The 13,217-nt window shown below is 65.0% G+C and carries 18 protein-coding genes; 16 read left to right on the plus strand and 2 right to left on the minus strand.

Annotation, left to right across the window (positions count from 1 at the left end; translation table 11 throughout):
* Positions 1 to 8 precede the first annotated feature (8 nt).
* The 16 genes from KAK11_RS19460 to KAK11_RS19535 all read left to right on the plus strand — a co-directional run bounded on the left by KAK11_RS19460 (position 9) and on the right by KAK11_RS19535 (position 11,989).
* Entirely contained in the window at positions 9 to 953 is a 945-nt protein-coding gene (locus tag KAK11_RS19460) for an alpha/beta hydrolase family protein (RefSeq protein ID WP_210811080.1), read from the plus strand.
* A 56-nt stretch (positions 954 to 1,009) separates the two neighbouring features.
* Positions 1,010 to 1,276 (plus strand): BolA family protein, encoded by a 267-nt coding sequence (locus KAK11_RS19465; protein WP_210811081.1) that lies wholly within the window; start codon positions 1,010 to 1,012, stop codon positions 1,274 to 1,276.
* A 73-nt stretch (positions 1,277 to 1,349) separates the two neighbouring features.
* Positions 1,350 to 2,636: a UDP-N-acetylglucosamine 1-carboxyvinyltransferase gene (murA, locus tag KAK11_RS19470; protein ID WP_210811083.1), complete on the plus strand. Its 1,287-nt coding sequence runs from the start codon at positions 1,350 to 1,352 to the stop codon at positions 2,634 to 2,636.
* Between the two features lie 11 nt (positions 2,637 to 2,647).
* Positions 2,648 to 3,286: an ATP phosphoribosyltransferase gene (gene hisG, locus KAK11_RS19475; RefSeq protein WP_210811084.1), complete on the plus strand. Its 639-nt coding sequence runs from the start codon at positions 2,648 to 2,650 to the stop codon at positions 3,284 to 3,286.
* Positions 3,287 to 3,305: 19 nt separating this feature from the next.
* Complete coding sequence (hisD, locus tag KAK11_RS19480) at positions 3,306 to 4,622, plus strand: histidinol dehydrogenase (RefSeq protein ID WP_210811086.1); 1,317 nt, start codon at positions 3,306 to 3,308, stop codon at positions 4,620 to 4,622.
* 82 nt (positions 4,623 to 4,704) lie between these two features.
* Entirely contained in the window at positions 4,705 to 5,745 is a 1,041-nt protein-coding gene (locus KAK11_RS19485; RefSeq protein WP_210811087.1) for an endonuclease/exonuclease/phosphatase family protein, read from the plus strand.
* A 57-nt stretch (positions 5,746 to 5,802) separates the two neighbouring features.
* Positions 5,803 to 6,027, plus strand: a complete 225-nt coding sequence (locus tag KAK11_RS19490) for a CopG family transcriptional regulator (RefSeq protein ID WP_210811089.1) — start codon at positions 5,803 to 5,805, stop codon at positions 6,025 to 6,027.
* Positions 6,024 to 6,506, plus strand: coding sequence for a PIN domain-containing protein (locus KAK11_RS19495; RefSeq protein WP_210811090.1), 483 nt, complete (start codon positions 6,024 to 6,026; stop codon positions 6,504 to 6,506). Before KAK11_RS19490 ends, KAK11_RS19495 begins: the two co-directional genes overlap by 4 nt.
* Before the next feature lie 14 nt (positions 6,507 to 6,520).
* Positions 6,521 to 7,609: a histidinol-phosphate transaminase gene (gene hisC / locus KAK11_RS19500; RefSeq protein WP_210811091.1), complete on the plus strand. Its 1,089-nt coding sequence runs from the start codon at positions 6,521 to 6,523 to the stop codon at positions 7,607 to 7,609.
* A gap of 13 nt (positions 7,610 to 7,622) precedes the next feature.
* Positions 7,623 to 8,228 carry an imidazoleglycerol-phosphate dehydratase HisB gene (gene hisB / locus KAK11_RS19505; RefSeq protein ID WP_210811092.1) on the plus strand — a complete coding sequence of 202 codons (606 nt, stop codon included), beginning with the start codon at positions 7,623 to 7,625 and terminating at the stop codon, positions 8,226 to 8,228.
* Complete coding sequence (gene hisH, locus KAK11_RS19510) at positions 8,228 to 8,890, plus strand: imidazole glycerol phosphate synthase subunit HisH (RefSeq protein WP_210811094.1); 663 nt, start codon at positions 8,228 to 8,230, stop codon at positions 8,888 to 8,890. The genes hisB and hisH overlap by 1 nt, the downstream gene beginning before the upstream one ends.
* A gap of 76 nt (positions 8,891 to 8,966) precedes the next feature.
* A complete protein-coding gene (gene hisA, locus KAK11_RS19515) occupies positions 8,967 to 9,710 on the plus strand; it encodes a 1-(5-phosphoribosyl)-5-[(5-phosphoribosylamino)methylideneamino]imidazole-4-carboxamide isomerase (RefSeq protein ID WP_210811095.1) in 744 nt (247 codons plus the stop codon).
* 87 nt (positions 9,711 to 9,797) lie between these two features.
* Positions 9,798 to 10,577, plus strand: coding sequence for an imidazole glycerol phosphate synthase subunit HisF (gene hisF / locus KAK11_RS19520; RefSeq protein WP_210811096.1), 780 nt, complete (start codon positions 9,798 to 9,800; stop codon positions 10,575 to 10,577).
* 11 nt (positions 10,578 to 10,588) lie between these two features.
* Positions 10,589 to 11,215: a 16S rRNA (guanine(966)-N(2))-methyltransferase RsmD gene (gene rsmD, locus KAK11_RS19525; protein ID WP_210811099.1), complete on the plus strand. Its 627-nt coding sequence runs from the start codon at positions 10,589 to 10,591 to the stop codon at positions 11,213 to 11,215.
* Complete coding sequence (gene coaD / locus KAK11_RS19530; RefSeq protein WP_210811101.1) at positions 11,212 to 11,718, plus strand: pantetheine-phosphate adenylyltransferase; 507 nt, start codon at positions 11,212 to 11,214, stop codon at positions 11,716 to 11,718. The genes rsmD and coaD overlap by 4 nt, the downstream gene beginning before the upstream one ends.
* Before the next feature lie 7 nt (positions 11,719 to 11,725).
* Entirely contained in the window at positions 11,726 to 11,989 is a 264-nt protein-coding gene (locus tag KAK11_RS19535) for a YfhL family 4Fe-4S dicluster ferredoxin (RefSeq protein ID WP_210811102.1), read from the plus strand.
* On the opposite strand, the gene KAK11_RS19540 is transcribed toward KAK11_RS19535, so the two are convergent.
* Complete coding sequence (locus KAK11_RS19540) at positions 11,986 to 12,468, minus strand: hypothetical protein (RefSeq protein WP_210811103.1); 483 nt, start codon at positions 12,466 to 12,468, stop codon at positions 11,986 to 11,988. The two genes, KAK11_RS19535 and KAK11_RS19540, sit on opposite strands and share 4 nt — an antisense overlap.
* 77 nt (positions 12,469 to 12,545) lie before the next feature.
* Positions 12,546 to 13,196, minus strand: coding sequence for an aminoacyl-tRNA hydrolase (gene pth, locus KAK11_RS19545; RefSeq protein ID WP_210811104.1), 651 nt, complete (start codon positions 13,194 to 13,196; stop codon positions 12,546 to 12,548).
* Between the last annotated feature and the right edge of the window lie 21 nt (positions 13,197 to 13,217).

The following is a 13,217-nucleotide window of genomic DNA, read 5'->3' on the forward strand; positions in this document are numbered from 1 at the left end:
CTCCCCGAATGCTTCAATCCCTGGCAGGGCTTTGGATGTTGGTCGCCATGCTGTCTGTGGCTCAAGCCCAAGGCGTACCGCCGCGGACGCAAGCAGAGATGCAGCCCTATTGGGTGGCCAGTTGCAATTGCTACCGCAATGTGCCCTGGGGCGAGGCCAAATGGTTTGAGGCGCCCCTGGCGCGGGAAGTCTCGCAGGTGTTTGACCTGTGGCTGCCTGTCAACCGGCCCGCTGCGCCCATGCCCATCGTGATCTGGGCGCATGCCTCCGGCAAAGACCATGTCATTGTGGCCAGGGACTCCGTCCACAAAGGCATTGTGGTGCCGGCCTTGGCCGCAGGCATGGCCGTGATGTCGGTGGAGTTTCGCCATCCGGTCAACAACAGCTATTTGGGCACCATCTATCACACCGACTTGGCGGATGCCACTCAGTACATCCGCAGCATGGCCCCCGAGTTGGGCCTGGATACCCACAATGTTTTCCTGGCTGGAAGATCTCGTGGCACTCTGGGCATTTGGACAGGCCTGCAGGATGATCGCGCCGACCCGAATGGCGACTTGGTGCGGCGCCAATCAACGCGCGTGAATGCCATTTTTGCGATTGAAGGGCAGACGACTTACAAGTCCACCGAGAACGCCCTTTATCTCTACGAAAACGAGCGTGCGGCCTATCTGAAGCGCAACCCCGAGAACCCGCTCTACGGCAGCGCAGTTGGCAGCGCCACTGCCGATGACCCGGCGGTCATGATGCGCTACCCCAGCGCCTTCTTCCGCAGATTGGTGACCCGGTCGGAGCTGAAGGCGCACCATGCGGACTACGGCCTGACCCTGTGCCAGCGTTATGCTGAGTTGGGTATCGGTGATCGCTGCACAGCCACCGACCTGGTTCCGGCCACCGCCTTGTTCACCGGGGTCATCCCCTTCTTCCAGAGTTGGCTGACGCCCGCGCGCTGACACACCGCCGGATGCCTCGGTCGGGGTTCGTCCTGATGGGCGATAATTCGCCCACTATGGCAGACCCCAATCCGGCGCAAGTGCGCTCTTATCTGGCCGCTGGCCTCGCCTGCGAACACCTTGAAGTCGAGGGCGACGGTCGGCATTTCTTTGCCACCATTGTCTCGGCAGAGTTTGAAGGCCTCACGCGTGTGCGTCGCCACCAACGCGTCTATGCCGCATTAGGCGAGCGCATGCGCGAAGAAATCCATGCGCTCTCGATGAAGACCCTCACGCCCGCAGAATGGGCGGCGGGCAGCGCTGCGCCCAACGCCAGCCACTGAGTTTGTCGCCGGGCGGCCAGCGCCTGGCCCGCTGCGCCCCCTCAGGGCCCCCCTTTTCTTTCGGATTTTTCTCATGGACAAACTCATCATCCGTGGTGGCCGCCCTCTGAATGGCGAGGTCGTGATCTCTGGTGCCAAGAATGCGGCGCTGCCGGAGTTGTGCGCGGCCCTGCTGACGCCCGACACGGTCACGCTCAGCAATGTGCCCAAGCTGCAGGATGTGTCCACCACGCTCAAGCTCTTGCGCCACATGGGCGCCAAGGCCGAGCGGTCTGAGGCCCCAGAAGACGAAGTGGTGATCAACGCCGGTTCAGTCAACACCACGGTGGCGCCCTACGAGCTGGTCAAGACCATGCGCGCGTCCATCTTGGTGCTGGGCCCGCTGCTAGCCCGTTTTGGCGAAGCCACGGTGTCTCTGCCCGGGGGCTGCGCCATTGGCTCCCGCCCGGTGGACCAGCACATCAAGGGCCTGCAAGCCATGGGTGCTGAGATCGTGGTCGAGCACGGCTACATCCAGGCCCGTGCGCCGCTGAACGCCCAAGGCCAGCGCCGCCTGCGTGGGGCGCGCATCACCACCGACATGGTCACCGTCACCGGCACCGAAAACCTGATGATGGCCGCCGTGCTGGCCGAAGGCGAAACCGTGCTGGAAAACGCCGCCCAAGAGCCCGAGATCCCGGATTTGGCCGAGATGCTCATCAAGATGGGCGCCAAGATTGAAGGCCATGGCACACACCGCATCCGCATCACGGGCGTGGAGTCCCTGCATGCGCCCGTGGGGGGCCACCGCATCGTGCCGGACCGCATTGAGTCCGGCACCTTCTTGTGCGCCGTGGCCGCCACCGGCGGCGACGTGACCCTGCGTGAAGCCCGCGCCGACCATCTGGACGCCGTGATCGACAAGCTCACCGAGGCCGGTGTGACCATCACCTCGGGCGAGGGCTGGATCCGCGTGCAGGCCAGCGGCCGCCCCAAGGCGGTGAGCTTTCGCACCAGCGAGTACCCGGCTTTCCCCACCGACATGCAGGCCCAGTTCATGGCCGTGAACTGCATCGCCGAAGGCGCTGCCAAGATCAGCGAGACGATTTTTGAAAACCGCTTCATGCACGTCAACGAGCTGATCCGCTTGGGCGCCAAGATCGAAGTCGACGGCCACACGGCGGTGGTCACGGGGGTAGAGCGGCTCTCCAGCGCCATCGTCATGGCCACCGACTTGCGGGCTTCGGCCAGCTTGGTGATTGCGGGCTTGGTGGCGGATGGCGACACCACGGTCGACCGCATCTACCACCTGGACCGCGGCTACGACCGCATGGAAGCCAAGCTGCGCGGCATTGGCGCTGACATTCAACGCGTGAGCTGAAGGGTTCCATCATGCTGACCCTCGCGCTCTCCAAAGGCCGCATCTTTGAAGAAACCTTGCCCTTGCTGGCTGCTGCCGGCATCACGGTGCTGGAAGACCCCGAGAAAAGCCGCAAGCTGATCTTGCCCACCAACCGCGACGATGTGCGCGTGGTGTTGGTCCGCGCCACCGATGTGCCCACCTATGTGCAATACGGCGGCGCCGACCTGGGCGTGGCCGGCAAAGACGTGCTCTTGGAGCACGGTGGCGAGGGCCTCTACCAGCCGTTGGACCTGAACATTGCCAAGTGCCGCATGAGCGTGGCGGTGCGCAAAGATTTTGATTACGCCGCTGCGGTGAAGCAAGGCTCGCGCATTCGCGTGGCCACCAAATACACCGAGGTCGCCCGCCAGCACTTTGCCGACAAGGGCGTACACGTGGACTTGATCAAGCTCTACGGCTCGATGGAGCTGGCACCGCTGACGGGATTGGCCGACGCGATTGTGGACCTGGTCTCGACCGGCTCCACCCTCAAGGCCAACCACCTGGTCGAGGTCGAACACTTCATGGACATTTCGTCCCGCTTGGTGGTCAACCAAGCCGCGCTCAAGCTCAAGCGCGACCAGCTCAAACCCCTGATCGACGCCTTCGCCAGCGCCATTCCTGCTTGATCTTCCGCACTGCTGCCCCATGTCTGCCCTGAACCTGCGCACGCTTGACACCACCTCTGCCGACTTCGAAGCCGAGTTTGCGCGGCTGCGGCATTGGTCGGCTGAAGAGGACGCCGCCATTGAGCAGCGCGTGGCCGACATCCTGGCCGATGTGCGAGAGCGTGGCGACGCCGCCGTGCTGGACTACACCGCTCGCTTTGACGGTGTGCAGGCTGCCGGCATGGGTGCGCTGGAGCTGACCCGCGAAGAGCTGAAGGCAGCATTTGAGGCCATCACCCCGGCCCAGCGCCACGCGCTGCAAGCCGCTGCCCAGCGGGTGCGCAGCTACCACGAGCGCCAACTGCAGGCCAGCGGCCAGAGCTGGAGCTACCGCGACGAAGACGGCAGCTTGTTGGGCCAGAAGGTCACGCCGTTGGACCGCGTGGGCATCTATGTGCCCGGTGGCAAGGCCGCCTACCCCAGCAGCGTGCTGATGAACGCCATTCCCGCCCATGTGGCCGGGGTTGGCGAGATCATCATGGTCGTCCCCACCCCCAAGGGGGAGAAGAACGCCCTGGTGCTGGCTGCCGCCTATGTGGCGGGCGTGACCCGTGCCTTCACCATCGGCGGCGCACAAGCCGTGGCTGCACTGGCCTACGGCACAGCTACCGTGCCGGCAGTAGACAAAATCACCGGCCCCGGCAACGCCTATGTGGCCAGCGCCAAGCGCCGCGTGTTTGGCCAAGTCGGCATCGACATGATTGCCGGGCCCAGCGAGATTTTGGTGATTGCCGATGGCAGCACGCCGCCAGACTGGGTGGCCATGGACCTCTTCAGCCAGGCCGAACATGACGAGTTGGCACAAAGCATCTTGCTGTGCCCTGATGCCGCCTACGTGGCCCAGGTGCGCGAAGCCATCGACCGCCTGCTGCCCAGCATGCCGCGCGAGGCCGTGATCCGCGCCAGCCTGGAAGGCCGCGGTGCGCTCATTGTCACCCGCTCCATGGACGAGGCCTGCGCCATCAGCAACCGCATTGCACCGGAGCACCTGGAAGTCTCCAGCGCCGATCCGCACCGCTGGGAGCCCCTGCTCAAACACGCGGGCGCCATCTTCTTGGGCGCGTTCACCAGCGAGTCCCTGGGCGACTACTGCGCCGGCCCCAACCACGTGCTGCCCACTTCCGGCACCGCCCGCTTTTCCTCGCCTTTGGGCACCTACGATTTCCAGAAGCGCAGCAGCCTGATTGAAGTGAGCGAAGCCGGAGCCCAGACCTTGGGCGTGATTGCTGCCGAGCTGGCCTATGGCGAAGGCCTGCAAGGGCATGCTAGGGCGGCGGAGATGCGGCTCAAGGGCTAAGCCATTGGTGTTGCGACACTGGGCCGCTAGGATGCGACGAAGCAGGCGCCTCTTGCGCCTTGTCTGCATCAGCCTTGCCGCCATGAATTCAAACCCTGTGCCGCCGCCGACCAGCACCCTGACCCTGGCCACTTGCAATCTGCTCAACCTGGCTTTGCCGGGGCGGGTGTTCTACGCCAACCAAGACCCGTTCTCTGCCGCCGAGTACCAGCGCAAAACGCAGTGGATTGGCGAGCGGCTGCGGGCTTTGAATGCGGATGTGATCGGCTTTCAGGAGGTGTGGGACGAGGCGGCGCTGCGCACGGCCGTGGCGGCCAGTGGCTTGCGCTACCCCACGGTGCTGGCGCTGGGCGCCGAGAACGCCGGCCCGCCCCCCGGGCAGGGCGGCGCTCAAGGCACGCCGCGCTTAGGGCTGGCCACGCGGCTGAAGCTGGAGAGCGCACAGGCTGAGGCGGCTTTTCCCGAAGGACTGGCGGTCGAGGTGCCGGGACTGGGGCTGCACCAGCGCTTTGAGCGCCCACCGCTGCATGTGGTGCTGAGCACCAAGGCGGGCTTGCGGGTGCAGGTGATGGTGGTGCACCTCAAGTCCAAGCGGCCCAAGTTCTTGCAAGACGAGCAAGGCCGCCCCACCGAGGACCGGGACGATCCCAAGGTGGCGGCACTGGCCACGCTGCGCTCGCTGATCTTGCGCGGCGCCGAGTGCGCTGCGCTGCGGCATCGGGTGGTGGATGTGCTGCACCGCAGCCGCGAGCCCTTGATCGTGATGGGGGACTTCAACGACGCTCCGCACAGCGTCACCACGCAGTTGGTGGCGGCCACTTCGGAAGTGGCCTATGACCGCCAGGCCCGCGATGTGGCCTTGTTCAATGCCTATGAGATCCAAGGCGAGGCCGCTTTGAAGAAGGATGTGGCCTTCAGCCACATCCACCAAGGCAGCCCCGAAGTGCTGGACCAGATCCTGGTGAGCGAAGAGTTCCACCCCGAGAGCCGCTTTGGCCTGGGCGATGTGCGGCGGGTGGACTATTTCAACGACCACCTCTTTGAGGGGCGCGACCGCACCCGCTCGGACCACGGTTTCGTGCGGGCGGTGCTGCGCATTCGGGGTGAGCGCCGGGAGGGATGAATCACACGAAGTTCGTGCTACACGAACTTCGTGTTATGCTGAACCCTGAGTCAAGCGATGAAAAACGTCACCGTCACCATGGAAGACAGCGTGGCCGATTGGGCCCGTATGGAAGCCGCGCGCCTGAACACCAGTGTGTCGCGCCTGATCGGTGAAATGCTGGCCGAGAAAATGCGGCATGACGATGCCTATGAGCGCGCCATGAACGATTGGTTTCAGCGCCAGCCCAGCTATCGCTCCAACGGTGCGCCCTACCCAAAGCGTGATCGGGACGCGGCATGAGCACCCTCACGGTGTTCGTCGATACCGCCGTCTTCTTGTGCGCCGAAGACAGTGCAGATACCGCCAAGCAGCAGCAAGCGCGCGAATGGCTGGGGCAGTTGTGGCGCCGCCGTTGTGGCCGCACCTGCACGCAAGTGCTCAATGAGTTTTACGGGCAGGCCACGCGGCAGCTTCAGCCGCCCATGCCGGCCGGTGACGCGCGCGCCGAGGTGCGCCGCTACCAGCACTGGAAGCCGCTCCACACCGACCAGCAGATGGTGGAGACCGCCTGGGCGGTGGAGAGCCGCTTCGGCCTGACGTGGTGGAACGCACTGGTGGTGGCCGCTGCCCAGCACCAGGGCTGCCGCTGGCTGTTGAGCGACAGCCTGCCGCATGGCCAGCAGATCGACAGCGTGCAAATCATCAACCCGTTTCTGATGGGGCCTGCTCTGCTGGAGAGCCCGTCCTTGTCCCCTGACAGCGCCGCCACGGCCGTGTGAACTGAGCCTTTGACATGACTGCCTCCCTCGCCCAACGCCTTGCCAAAGTCCTGCGTGCCGACGTGATGGGCTTGCATGGCTATGCCGTGCAGCCCAGTGCCGGCATGGTCAAGGTGGACACCATGGAGAACCCGTTTTCCTTGCCCCCGGCACTGCAGCAGGCCCTGGGTGAGCGCTTGGGACGAGTGGCCCTGAACCGCTACCCGGCCGAGCGCGGCGATGTGCTCAAGGCCGAGCTGGCCCGTCATGCGCAAATGCCTGAGGGCTGCGACATCATGCTGGGCAATGGCTCGGATGAGTTGATCAGCCTGCTGACCCTGGCCTGTGACGTGCCTGGCAATGTGGTGCTGGCGCCGCTGCCGGGCTTTGTGATGTATGAACTCTCCGCCCGCCTGCAGGGCCTGAAGTTTGTGGGCGTGCCCACCACGCCCCGCTTTGAGCTGGACGGCCCCGCCATGTTGGCGGCGGTGCGCGAGCACCAACCGGCTTTGGTGTGGCTCGCCTACCCGAACAACCCCACCGCCAACCTGTGGGACGACGACATCATCGACGCCATCATCGAGGCCGCCCCCGGCCTAGTGGTGATGGACGAGGCCTATCAGCCCTTTGCCTCGCGCGACTCGCTGGCTCGGCTGCAGCGCCATGAGCATGTGCTCTTGATGCGCACCATGAGCAAGTTTGGCTTGGCCGGCGTGCGCATTGGCTATCTGATCGGCCGCCAGGCGGTGATTGCCGAGGTGGACAAACTTCGCCCGCCCTTCAACATCAGCGTGCTGAACGCCGAAGCCGCTCTGTTTGCGCTGGAGCATGTCGAGGAATACGAAGCCCAGGCAGCGGTGATTCGCAGCGAGCGCGCCCGCCTGATGGCCGAGCTGCAAGCGCTGGACGGGGTGGAGCCCTTCCCCAGCGAAGCCAATATGATCTTGGCGCGGGTGCCCGATGCCGCCAAAGTGTTTGCCGGCATGAAGGCGCGTGGCGTGCTGATCAAAAACGTCTCGGGCCTGCACCCGCTGCTGGCCCGCTGCCTGCGCATCACCGTGGGCACCCCGGAAGAAAATACCCAGATGCTGGCCGCGCTGCGGGCAGCCTTGCAAGACCTCTGAAAGCCCTGGCCCCATGAGCTCTATCTCCACCGCTCGCATTGCTGAAGTGCAGCGCAACACCAACGAAACCAAGATCCGCGTCCGCGTGAATCTGGACGGCACGGGCCAGGCCAAGTTGGCCACCGGCATTGGCTTTTTTGACCACATGCTTGACCAGATCGCCCGCCACGGCCTGATCGACCTGGAGATCGAGGCCCAAGGCGACCTGCACATCGACGGCCACCACACCGTCGAGGACGTGGGCATCACCCTGGGCCAGGCGGTGGCCCAGGCTGTGGGTGACAAGAAAGGCCTGACCCGCTACGGCCACAGCTATGTGCCGCTCGATGAAGCCTTGTCGCGCGTGGTGGTCGACTTTTCCGGCCGCCCTGGCTTGGCCATGGACGTGAAGTTCACCGCAGGCAGCATCGGTGCGTTCGACACCCAACTGGCTTTTGAATTCTTTCAAGGCTTTGTGAACCATGCCCTGGTCAGCCTGCATGTGGACAACCTCAAGGGCCACAACGCCCACCACCAGTGCGAGACCATCTTCAAGGCCTTTGGCCGGGCCTTGCGCATGGCGCTGACCCTGGACCCGCGCTCGGCCGGCGTCATCCCCTCCACTAAAGGTTCACTCTGATGGCTCAGCGGACAGTGGCCGTGGTGGACTACGGCATGGGCAATCTGCGCTCGGTCTCGCAGGCGGTGATGCATGTCGCTGCCGGTGAGGGCGTGGAGGTCATCGTCACCCAGCGCCCTGAGGATGTGCGCGCCGCCGAGCGCGTGGTGCTGCCCGGCCAAGGCGCGATGCGGGATTGCATGCGCGAATTGGCCGATTCGGGTCTGAAAGCAGCTGTGCTCGAAGCCGCGGCCAGCAAGCCCTTGATGGGCGTGTGTGTGGGCATGCAAATGCTGCTCGACCACTCTGAAGAGCAAGACACGCCGGGCTTGGGGTTGATCCCTGGGCGGGTCAAGCGCTTTGCGCTGGAGGGGCAAACCCAGCCCGACGGCAGCCGCTACAAAGTGCCGCAAATGGGCTGGAACCAAGTCTGGCAAAGCGCTGGCGCCCGCGGTGTGCATCCGATGTGGGCCGGCGTGCCCGACGGGGCTTGGTTCTATTTCGTGCACAGTTATTTTGCTGATCCGTCGGACGTAAACCACACCGCAGGCCAAACTGAATATGGCCAGCGCTTTACCTGCGCCGTGGCCCGGGATAATATTTTCGCCACCCAATTTCACCCGGAAAAGAGTGCCGAGCAGGGCTTGGCGCTCTACCGCAACTTTTTGCACTGGACACCGTGAGCCCACAGACTCGCCGACTGCATCACAATGCGGTCCTGTCCCGTCTCCTCATTTCCCCACTCGCTCTGCCTGAGCCATGCTGCTGATCCCTGCGATCGACCTGAAAGATGGTCAATGTGTCCGCCTTGAACAAGGTGACATGAATGCCTCCACCACCTTTGGTGAAGACCCGGCCGCCATGGCCCGCCGTTGGCTGGAGGCAGGCGCACGCCGCTTGCACTTGGTCGACCTGAACGGGGCCTTTGCAGGCAAGCCGGTGAATGAGGGCGCGATCAAGGCCATCTTGCGTGAGGTGGGCGACGAGATCCCCGTGCAGTTGGGCGGCGGTATTCGCGACTTGGACACCATCGAGCGCTATCTCGATGACGGCCTGTCCTACGTCATCATCGGCACCGCCGCGGTGAAGAACCCCGGCTTTTTGCGTGACGCCTGCACGGCCTTCGGCGGCCACATCATCGTGGGCCTCGATGCCAAAGACGGCAAAGTGGCGACGGATGGCTGGAGCAAGCTGACCGGCCACGAGGTGGTCGACTTGGCCAAGAAGTTCGAAGACTATGGTGTCGAAGGCATCATCTACACCGACATCGGCCGCGACGGCATGCTCACTGGCATCAACATCGAGGCCACGGTCAAGCTGGCCCAGGCCTTGAGCATTCCGGTCATCGCCTCGGGCGGCCTCTCCAATATGGCCGACATCGAAGCCCTGTGCGCCGTCGAAGGCGAGGGCGTTGAAGGTGTGATCTGCGGGCGCTCCATCTACACCGGCGCTCTGGATTTCGCGGCTGCCCAGGCGCGTGCCGACGAGCTGATGGGTGACTGAGCCCACAGCGCTGCTGCGGGCTTGTCGACCTGTTGATCTTTTGACCTTGAAGTGAACGGCTGCATCGCAGCGGCCGCTGTGCCGCCCATGCTTGCCAAACGCATCATTCCCTGCCTGGACGTGACCGGTGGTCGCGTCGTCAAAGGCGTTAACTTTGTCGAGCTGCGCGATGCCGGCGACCCGGTGGAAATTGCCGCGCGCTACAACGACCAAGGCGCCGATGAGCTCACCTTTTTGGACATCACCGCCACCAGCGATGGGCGCGATGTGATCCTGCACATCATTGAGGCCGTGGCTTCGCAGGTCTTCATTCCCCTCACCGTCGGCGGTGGTGTGCGCGTGGTTGACGATGTGCGTCGCTTGCTGAATGCCGGGGCCGACAAGGTCAGCTTCAACTCGGCCGCGGTCGCCAACCCTCAGGTCATCCGCGACGCCTCTGACAAGTACGGCGCGCAATGCATTGTCGTGGCCATCGACGCCAAGCGCCGCCAGGGCGAGGACCTGGCCGCACGCGGTGAAGGCTGGGATGTTTACACCCACGGTGGGCGCAAAAACACCGGCTTGGATGCCGTGGCATGGGCGCGGCAGATGGCCGAGTTTGGCGCTGGCGAAATCTTGCTGACCAGCATGGACCGTGACGGCACCAAGTCGGGCTTTGATCTAGCCCTGACTCGGGCTGTGAGCGATGCCATCCCGGTGCCGGTGATCGCCTCCGGCGGCGTGGGCAACTTGCAGCACTTGGTGGACGGCGTCCAGCAAGGCGGTGCCGATGCGGTGCTCGCCGCCAGCATCTTCCACTACGGCGAATACACCGTGGGCCAGGCCAAGGCCTTGATGGCCCAGGCCGGTGTGCCCGTGCGCGTGTGAGTGCAAAGCCTGTGAGCGGCAAAGCCGCCTCGCCCAGCACTAAGCCTGCGCGAGGGCCCGGTGCGCCCCGGCAAGCACCGCGCCAAGTGCGCATCATCGGTGGCCAGTGGCGCAAGAGCGTGCTGCCGGTGGCTGACAAACCGGGCCTGCGCCCCACGCCCGACCGCGTGCGCGAAACCCTCTTCAACTGGCTGGGCCAAGACCTGCAAGGCTGGCGCGTGCTGGACGCCTTTGCGGGCTCCGGCGCTCTGGGCTTTGAGGCCGCCTCGCGCGGCGCGGCCCAGGTGCTGCTGCTGGAACAAGACGCGGGCTTGGTCTCGTCCTTGCAGGCCTCACGCACCCGGCTGAAGGCCGAAAGCTTGCGCGTGCAGCGGGCCGATGCCCTGGCTTGGATGGCCTCCGCGCCCGCCCAGGCGCTGGAGTTGGTGCTCTTGGACCCGCCCTTTGCCGCGGGTGTGGGGGCGGCTGCGTTGGCGGCCGCAGCTCGTCTGGTGGTGCCCGGTGGCTTTGTGTATCTGGAGACGGGCGAGCCCTTTGCGGGTGCTGTGCCAGAAGGCCTGCGCCTCTACCGCAGCGGGCGGGCAGGGGCGGTTCATTCGGCGCTGTTCCAGCGTGAGTCAGTACACTGCGCGCCATGAGCCAACGCCCCGCCATCACTGCCGTCTACCCCGGCACCTTCGACCCCATGACCGCCGGCCATCAAGACCTGATGTGTCGGGCCAGTGGCCTCTTTGACCGCGTCATCGTGGGTGTGGCTGCAGGCCACCACAAGCGCACGATGTTCACCGTGGAGGAGCGCTTGGAGATGGTCAGCGAGCTCGCCGCCCCGCTGGGCAACGTGCAGGCCACGCCCTTCACCGGTTTGCTGCGCGACTTTGCGCTGGCCCAAGGCGCCCGGGTGATTGTGCGCGGGGTGCGCGGTGTGACCGATTTTGACTACGAGGTGCAGATGGCCGGCATGAACCGCCAACTGATGCCGGAGGTCGAGACCTTGTTCTTGCTGCCGGGCGACGCCCACCAATATGTGAGCGGCACCTTTGTGCGCGAGATTGCCACTTTGGGCGGTGATGTTTCCCGCTTCGTGGCACCCTCGGTGCTTTCGCGTCTCCAGGCCAAATTGGCCGCCGCCTCGAAAGCCTGAACCCACCATGGCCTTGATGATCACCGACCAGTGCATCAACTGTGATGTCTGCGAGCCCGAATGCCCCAACGATGCGATTTCGATGGGGGAGGAGTTCTACGTCATCGACCCTCGGCGCTGCACGGAGTGCGTGGGCCACTTCCACGAGCCGCAGTGCGTGCAGGTCTGCCCGGTGGAGTGCATTCCGGTCAACCCAGACCACATTGAGAGCCGCGATCAATTGCAGCTCAAATACGCCGGCCTGATGAAGGCCAAGGCCAGCGCCGCTTAAAGGGTTTGGCGCCGTCGAGTGTTCGGCTCGGCCTTGGGCTTGCGGCCTGTGCCCGGCGCCGTGTAGACCATCTCGTCTCGGCATCCGCCCACGCCCTGGGTGCGCAGGCCTGATTTCCGGGTGCACAGTGGCAGCTGCGACGCGTCCTCAGCAGGCGCCTGGGCAGCCGCCTCTGCGGCCCGGTGCCGCACCACGGCAGGCTGCGTTGCGCTGTGGGGCACCAGACGCTCACGCTGCAGGCGCTCGGCTTGGAGCTGCTGGGCGGCCTGCGCCTCGCGCTGCGCGACTCGCTGCGCTTCCCGACGTGCGGCGTCGTCGCGAGCATCGCCCACCGCCACGGCTTTGCCGCCGGGGCAAGGCTCGGTCTGATAGCTCTGGCCGCAGCGATAGACCTGGTCGCTGGCCTGCACTGGCATAGCTGCCGCCATCAGACCGCAGCACAGCACGAGGCTGCCCGAGCATCGGGCAAGAGTGAGCATCGCACCTCCAGCAAGAGAAGCTGCTGCCACACGCGGCCAGCAAGCGGCCTTGAGCTTACCCGCCGCTCCTGCCCAACTCAGCCCCCCAAAGGTGCGGAAGGCGGGGGAGGGGGGGGTGGCAGCGCGGCGGGCTTCGGAGGCTTGGGCCGGGGCGGCTTGGCGCGGATCTGGGTCAGCGCTTTGTCCATGGGGCCGCTCAGAAACGTGCCCAAGACTTTCAGCGAGTCCTCGATATTGCGCTCTATCGCGTCGCGCTCATCGGCCGGGGGCTTGCGCAAGACATAGGCGGCGACCTCGGCCTTGACGCCGGGGTGGCCAATGCCCAGGCGCAGGCGCCAGAAGTTGCCGTCGCCCAATTGCGCTTGGATGTCTTTGAGCCCGTTGTGGCCGCCGTTGCCGCCGCCTTGCTTGAGCTTCATCTGCCCCGGCGGCAAGTCCAACTCATCATGCACCACCAGGATCTCGGCCGGTGCAATCTTGAAGAAGCGCGCCAAGGCGCTCACTGACTTGCCCGACACATTCATATAGGTCATGGGCTGCAAGAGCCACACTGGCCCAGGAGCCCCGGCGGGGTTGCAGCGGGCGACCAAGCCCCAGTAAGCCTTGTCGGGCTGCAGCGAGGTGTTGAGCTGCCGCGCAGCGCCGTCCACCCACCAGAAACCGGCGTTGTGGCGCGTCGCTTCGTATTCCGGCCCAGGATTGCCCAGACCCACAATCAGTCGAATCATGGGGCGATTATCGGTCGGCCC

This window comes from Ideonella paludis, from assembly GCF_018069865.1.
Taxonomy (GTDB): Bacteria; Pseudomonadota; Gammaproteobacteria; order Burkholderiales; family Burkholderiaceae_C; genus Ideonella; species Ideonella paludis.

What these genes read in the sequence shown, in the direction of transcription:
- hisC (WP_210811091.1), top strand. Translation starts at nt 6,521, where the DNA reads ATGACTGCCTCCCTCGCCCAACGCCTTGCCAAAGTCCTGCGTGCCGAC.
- hisA (WP_210811095.1), top strand. Translation starts at nt 8,967, where the DNA reads ATGCTGCTGATCCCTGCGATCGACCTGAAAGATGGTCAATGTGTCCGC.
- KAK11_RS19485 (WP_210811087.1), top strand. Translation starts at nt 4,705, where the DNA reads ATGAATTCAAACCCTGTGCCGCCGCCGACCAGCACCCTGACCCTGGCC.
- hisF (WP_210811096.1), top strand. Translation starts at nt 9,798, where the DNA reads ATGCTTGCCAAACGCATCATTCCCTGCCTGGACGTGACCGGTGGTCGC.
- KAK11_RS19535 (WP_210811102.1), top strand. Translation starts at nt 11,726, where the DNA reads ATGGCCTTGATGATCACCGACCAGTGCATCAACTGTGATGTCTGCGAG.
- KAK11_RS19465 (WP_210811081.1), top strand. Translation starts at nt 1,010, where the DNA reads ATGGCAGACCCCAATCCGGCGCAAGTGCGCTCTTATCTGGCCGCTGGC.
- coaD (WP_210811101.1), top strand. Translation starts at nt 11,212, where the DNA reads ATGAGCCAACGCCCCGCCATCACTGCCGTCTACCCCGGCACCTTCGAC.
- KAK11_RS19460 (WP_210811080.1), top strand. Translation starts at nt 9, where the DNA reads ATGCTTCAATCCCTGGCAGGGCTTTGGATGTTGGTCGCCATGCTGTCT.
- KAK11_RS19540 (WP_210811103.1), bottom strand. Translation starts at nt 12,468, where the DNA reads ATGCTCACTCTTGCCCGATGCTCGGGCAGCCTCGTGCTGTGCTGCGGT.
- KAK11_RS19495 (WP_210811090.1), top strand. Translation starts at nt 6,024, where the DNA reads ATGAGCACCCTCACGGTGTTCGTCGATACCGCCGTCTTCTTGTGCGCC.
- hisB (WP_210811092.1), top strand. Translation starts at nt 7,623, where the DNA reads ATGAGCTCTATCTCCACCGCTCGCATTGCTGAAGTGCAGCGCAACACC.
- hisG (WP_210811084.1), top strand. Translation starts at nt 2,648, where the DNA reads ATGCTGACCCTCGCGCTCTCCAAAGGCCGCATCTTTGAAGAAACCTTG.
- hisD (WP_210811086.1), top strand. Translation starts at nt 3,306, where the DNA reads ATGTCTGCCCTGAACCTGCGCACGCTTGACACCACCTCTGCCGACTTC.
- hisH (WP_210811094.1), top strand. Translation starts at nt 8,228, where the DNA reads ATGGCTCAGCGGACAGTGGCCGTGGTGGACTACGGCATGGGCAATCTG.
- murA (WP_210811083.1), top strand. Translation starts at nt 1,350, where the DNA reads ATGGACAAACTCATCATCCGTGGTGGCCGCCCTCTGAATGGCGAGGTC.
- KAK11_RS19490 (WP_210811089.1), top strand. Translation starts at nt 5,803, where the DNA reads ATGAAAAACGTCACCGTCACCATGGAAGACAGCGTGGCCGATTGGGCC.
- pth (WP_210811104.1), bottom strand. Translation starts at nt 13,196, where the DNA reads ATGATTCGACTGATTGTGGGTCTGGGCAATCCTGGGCCGGAATACGAA.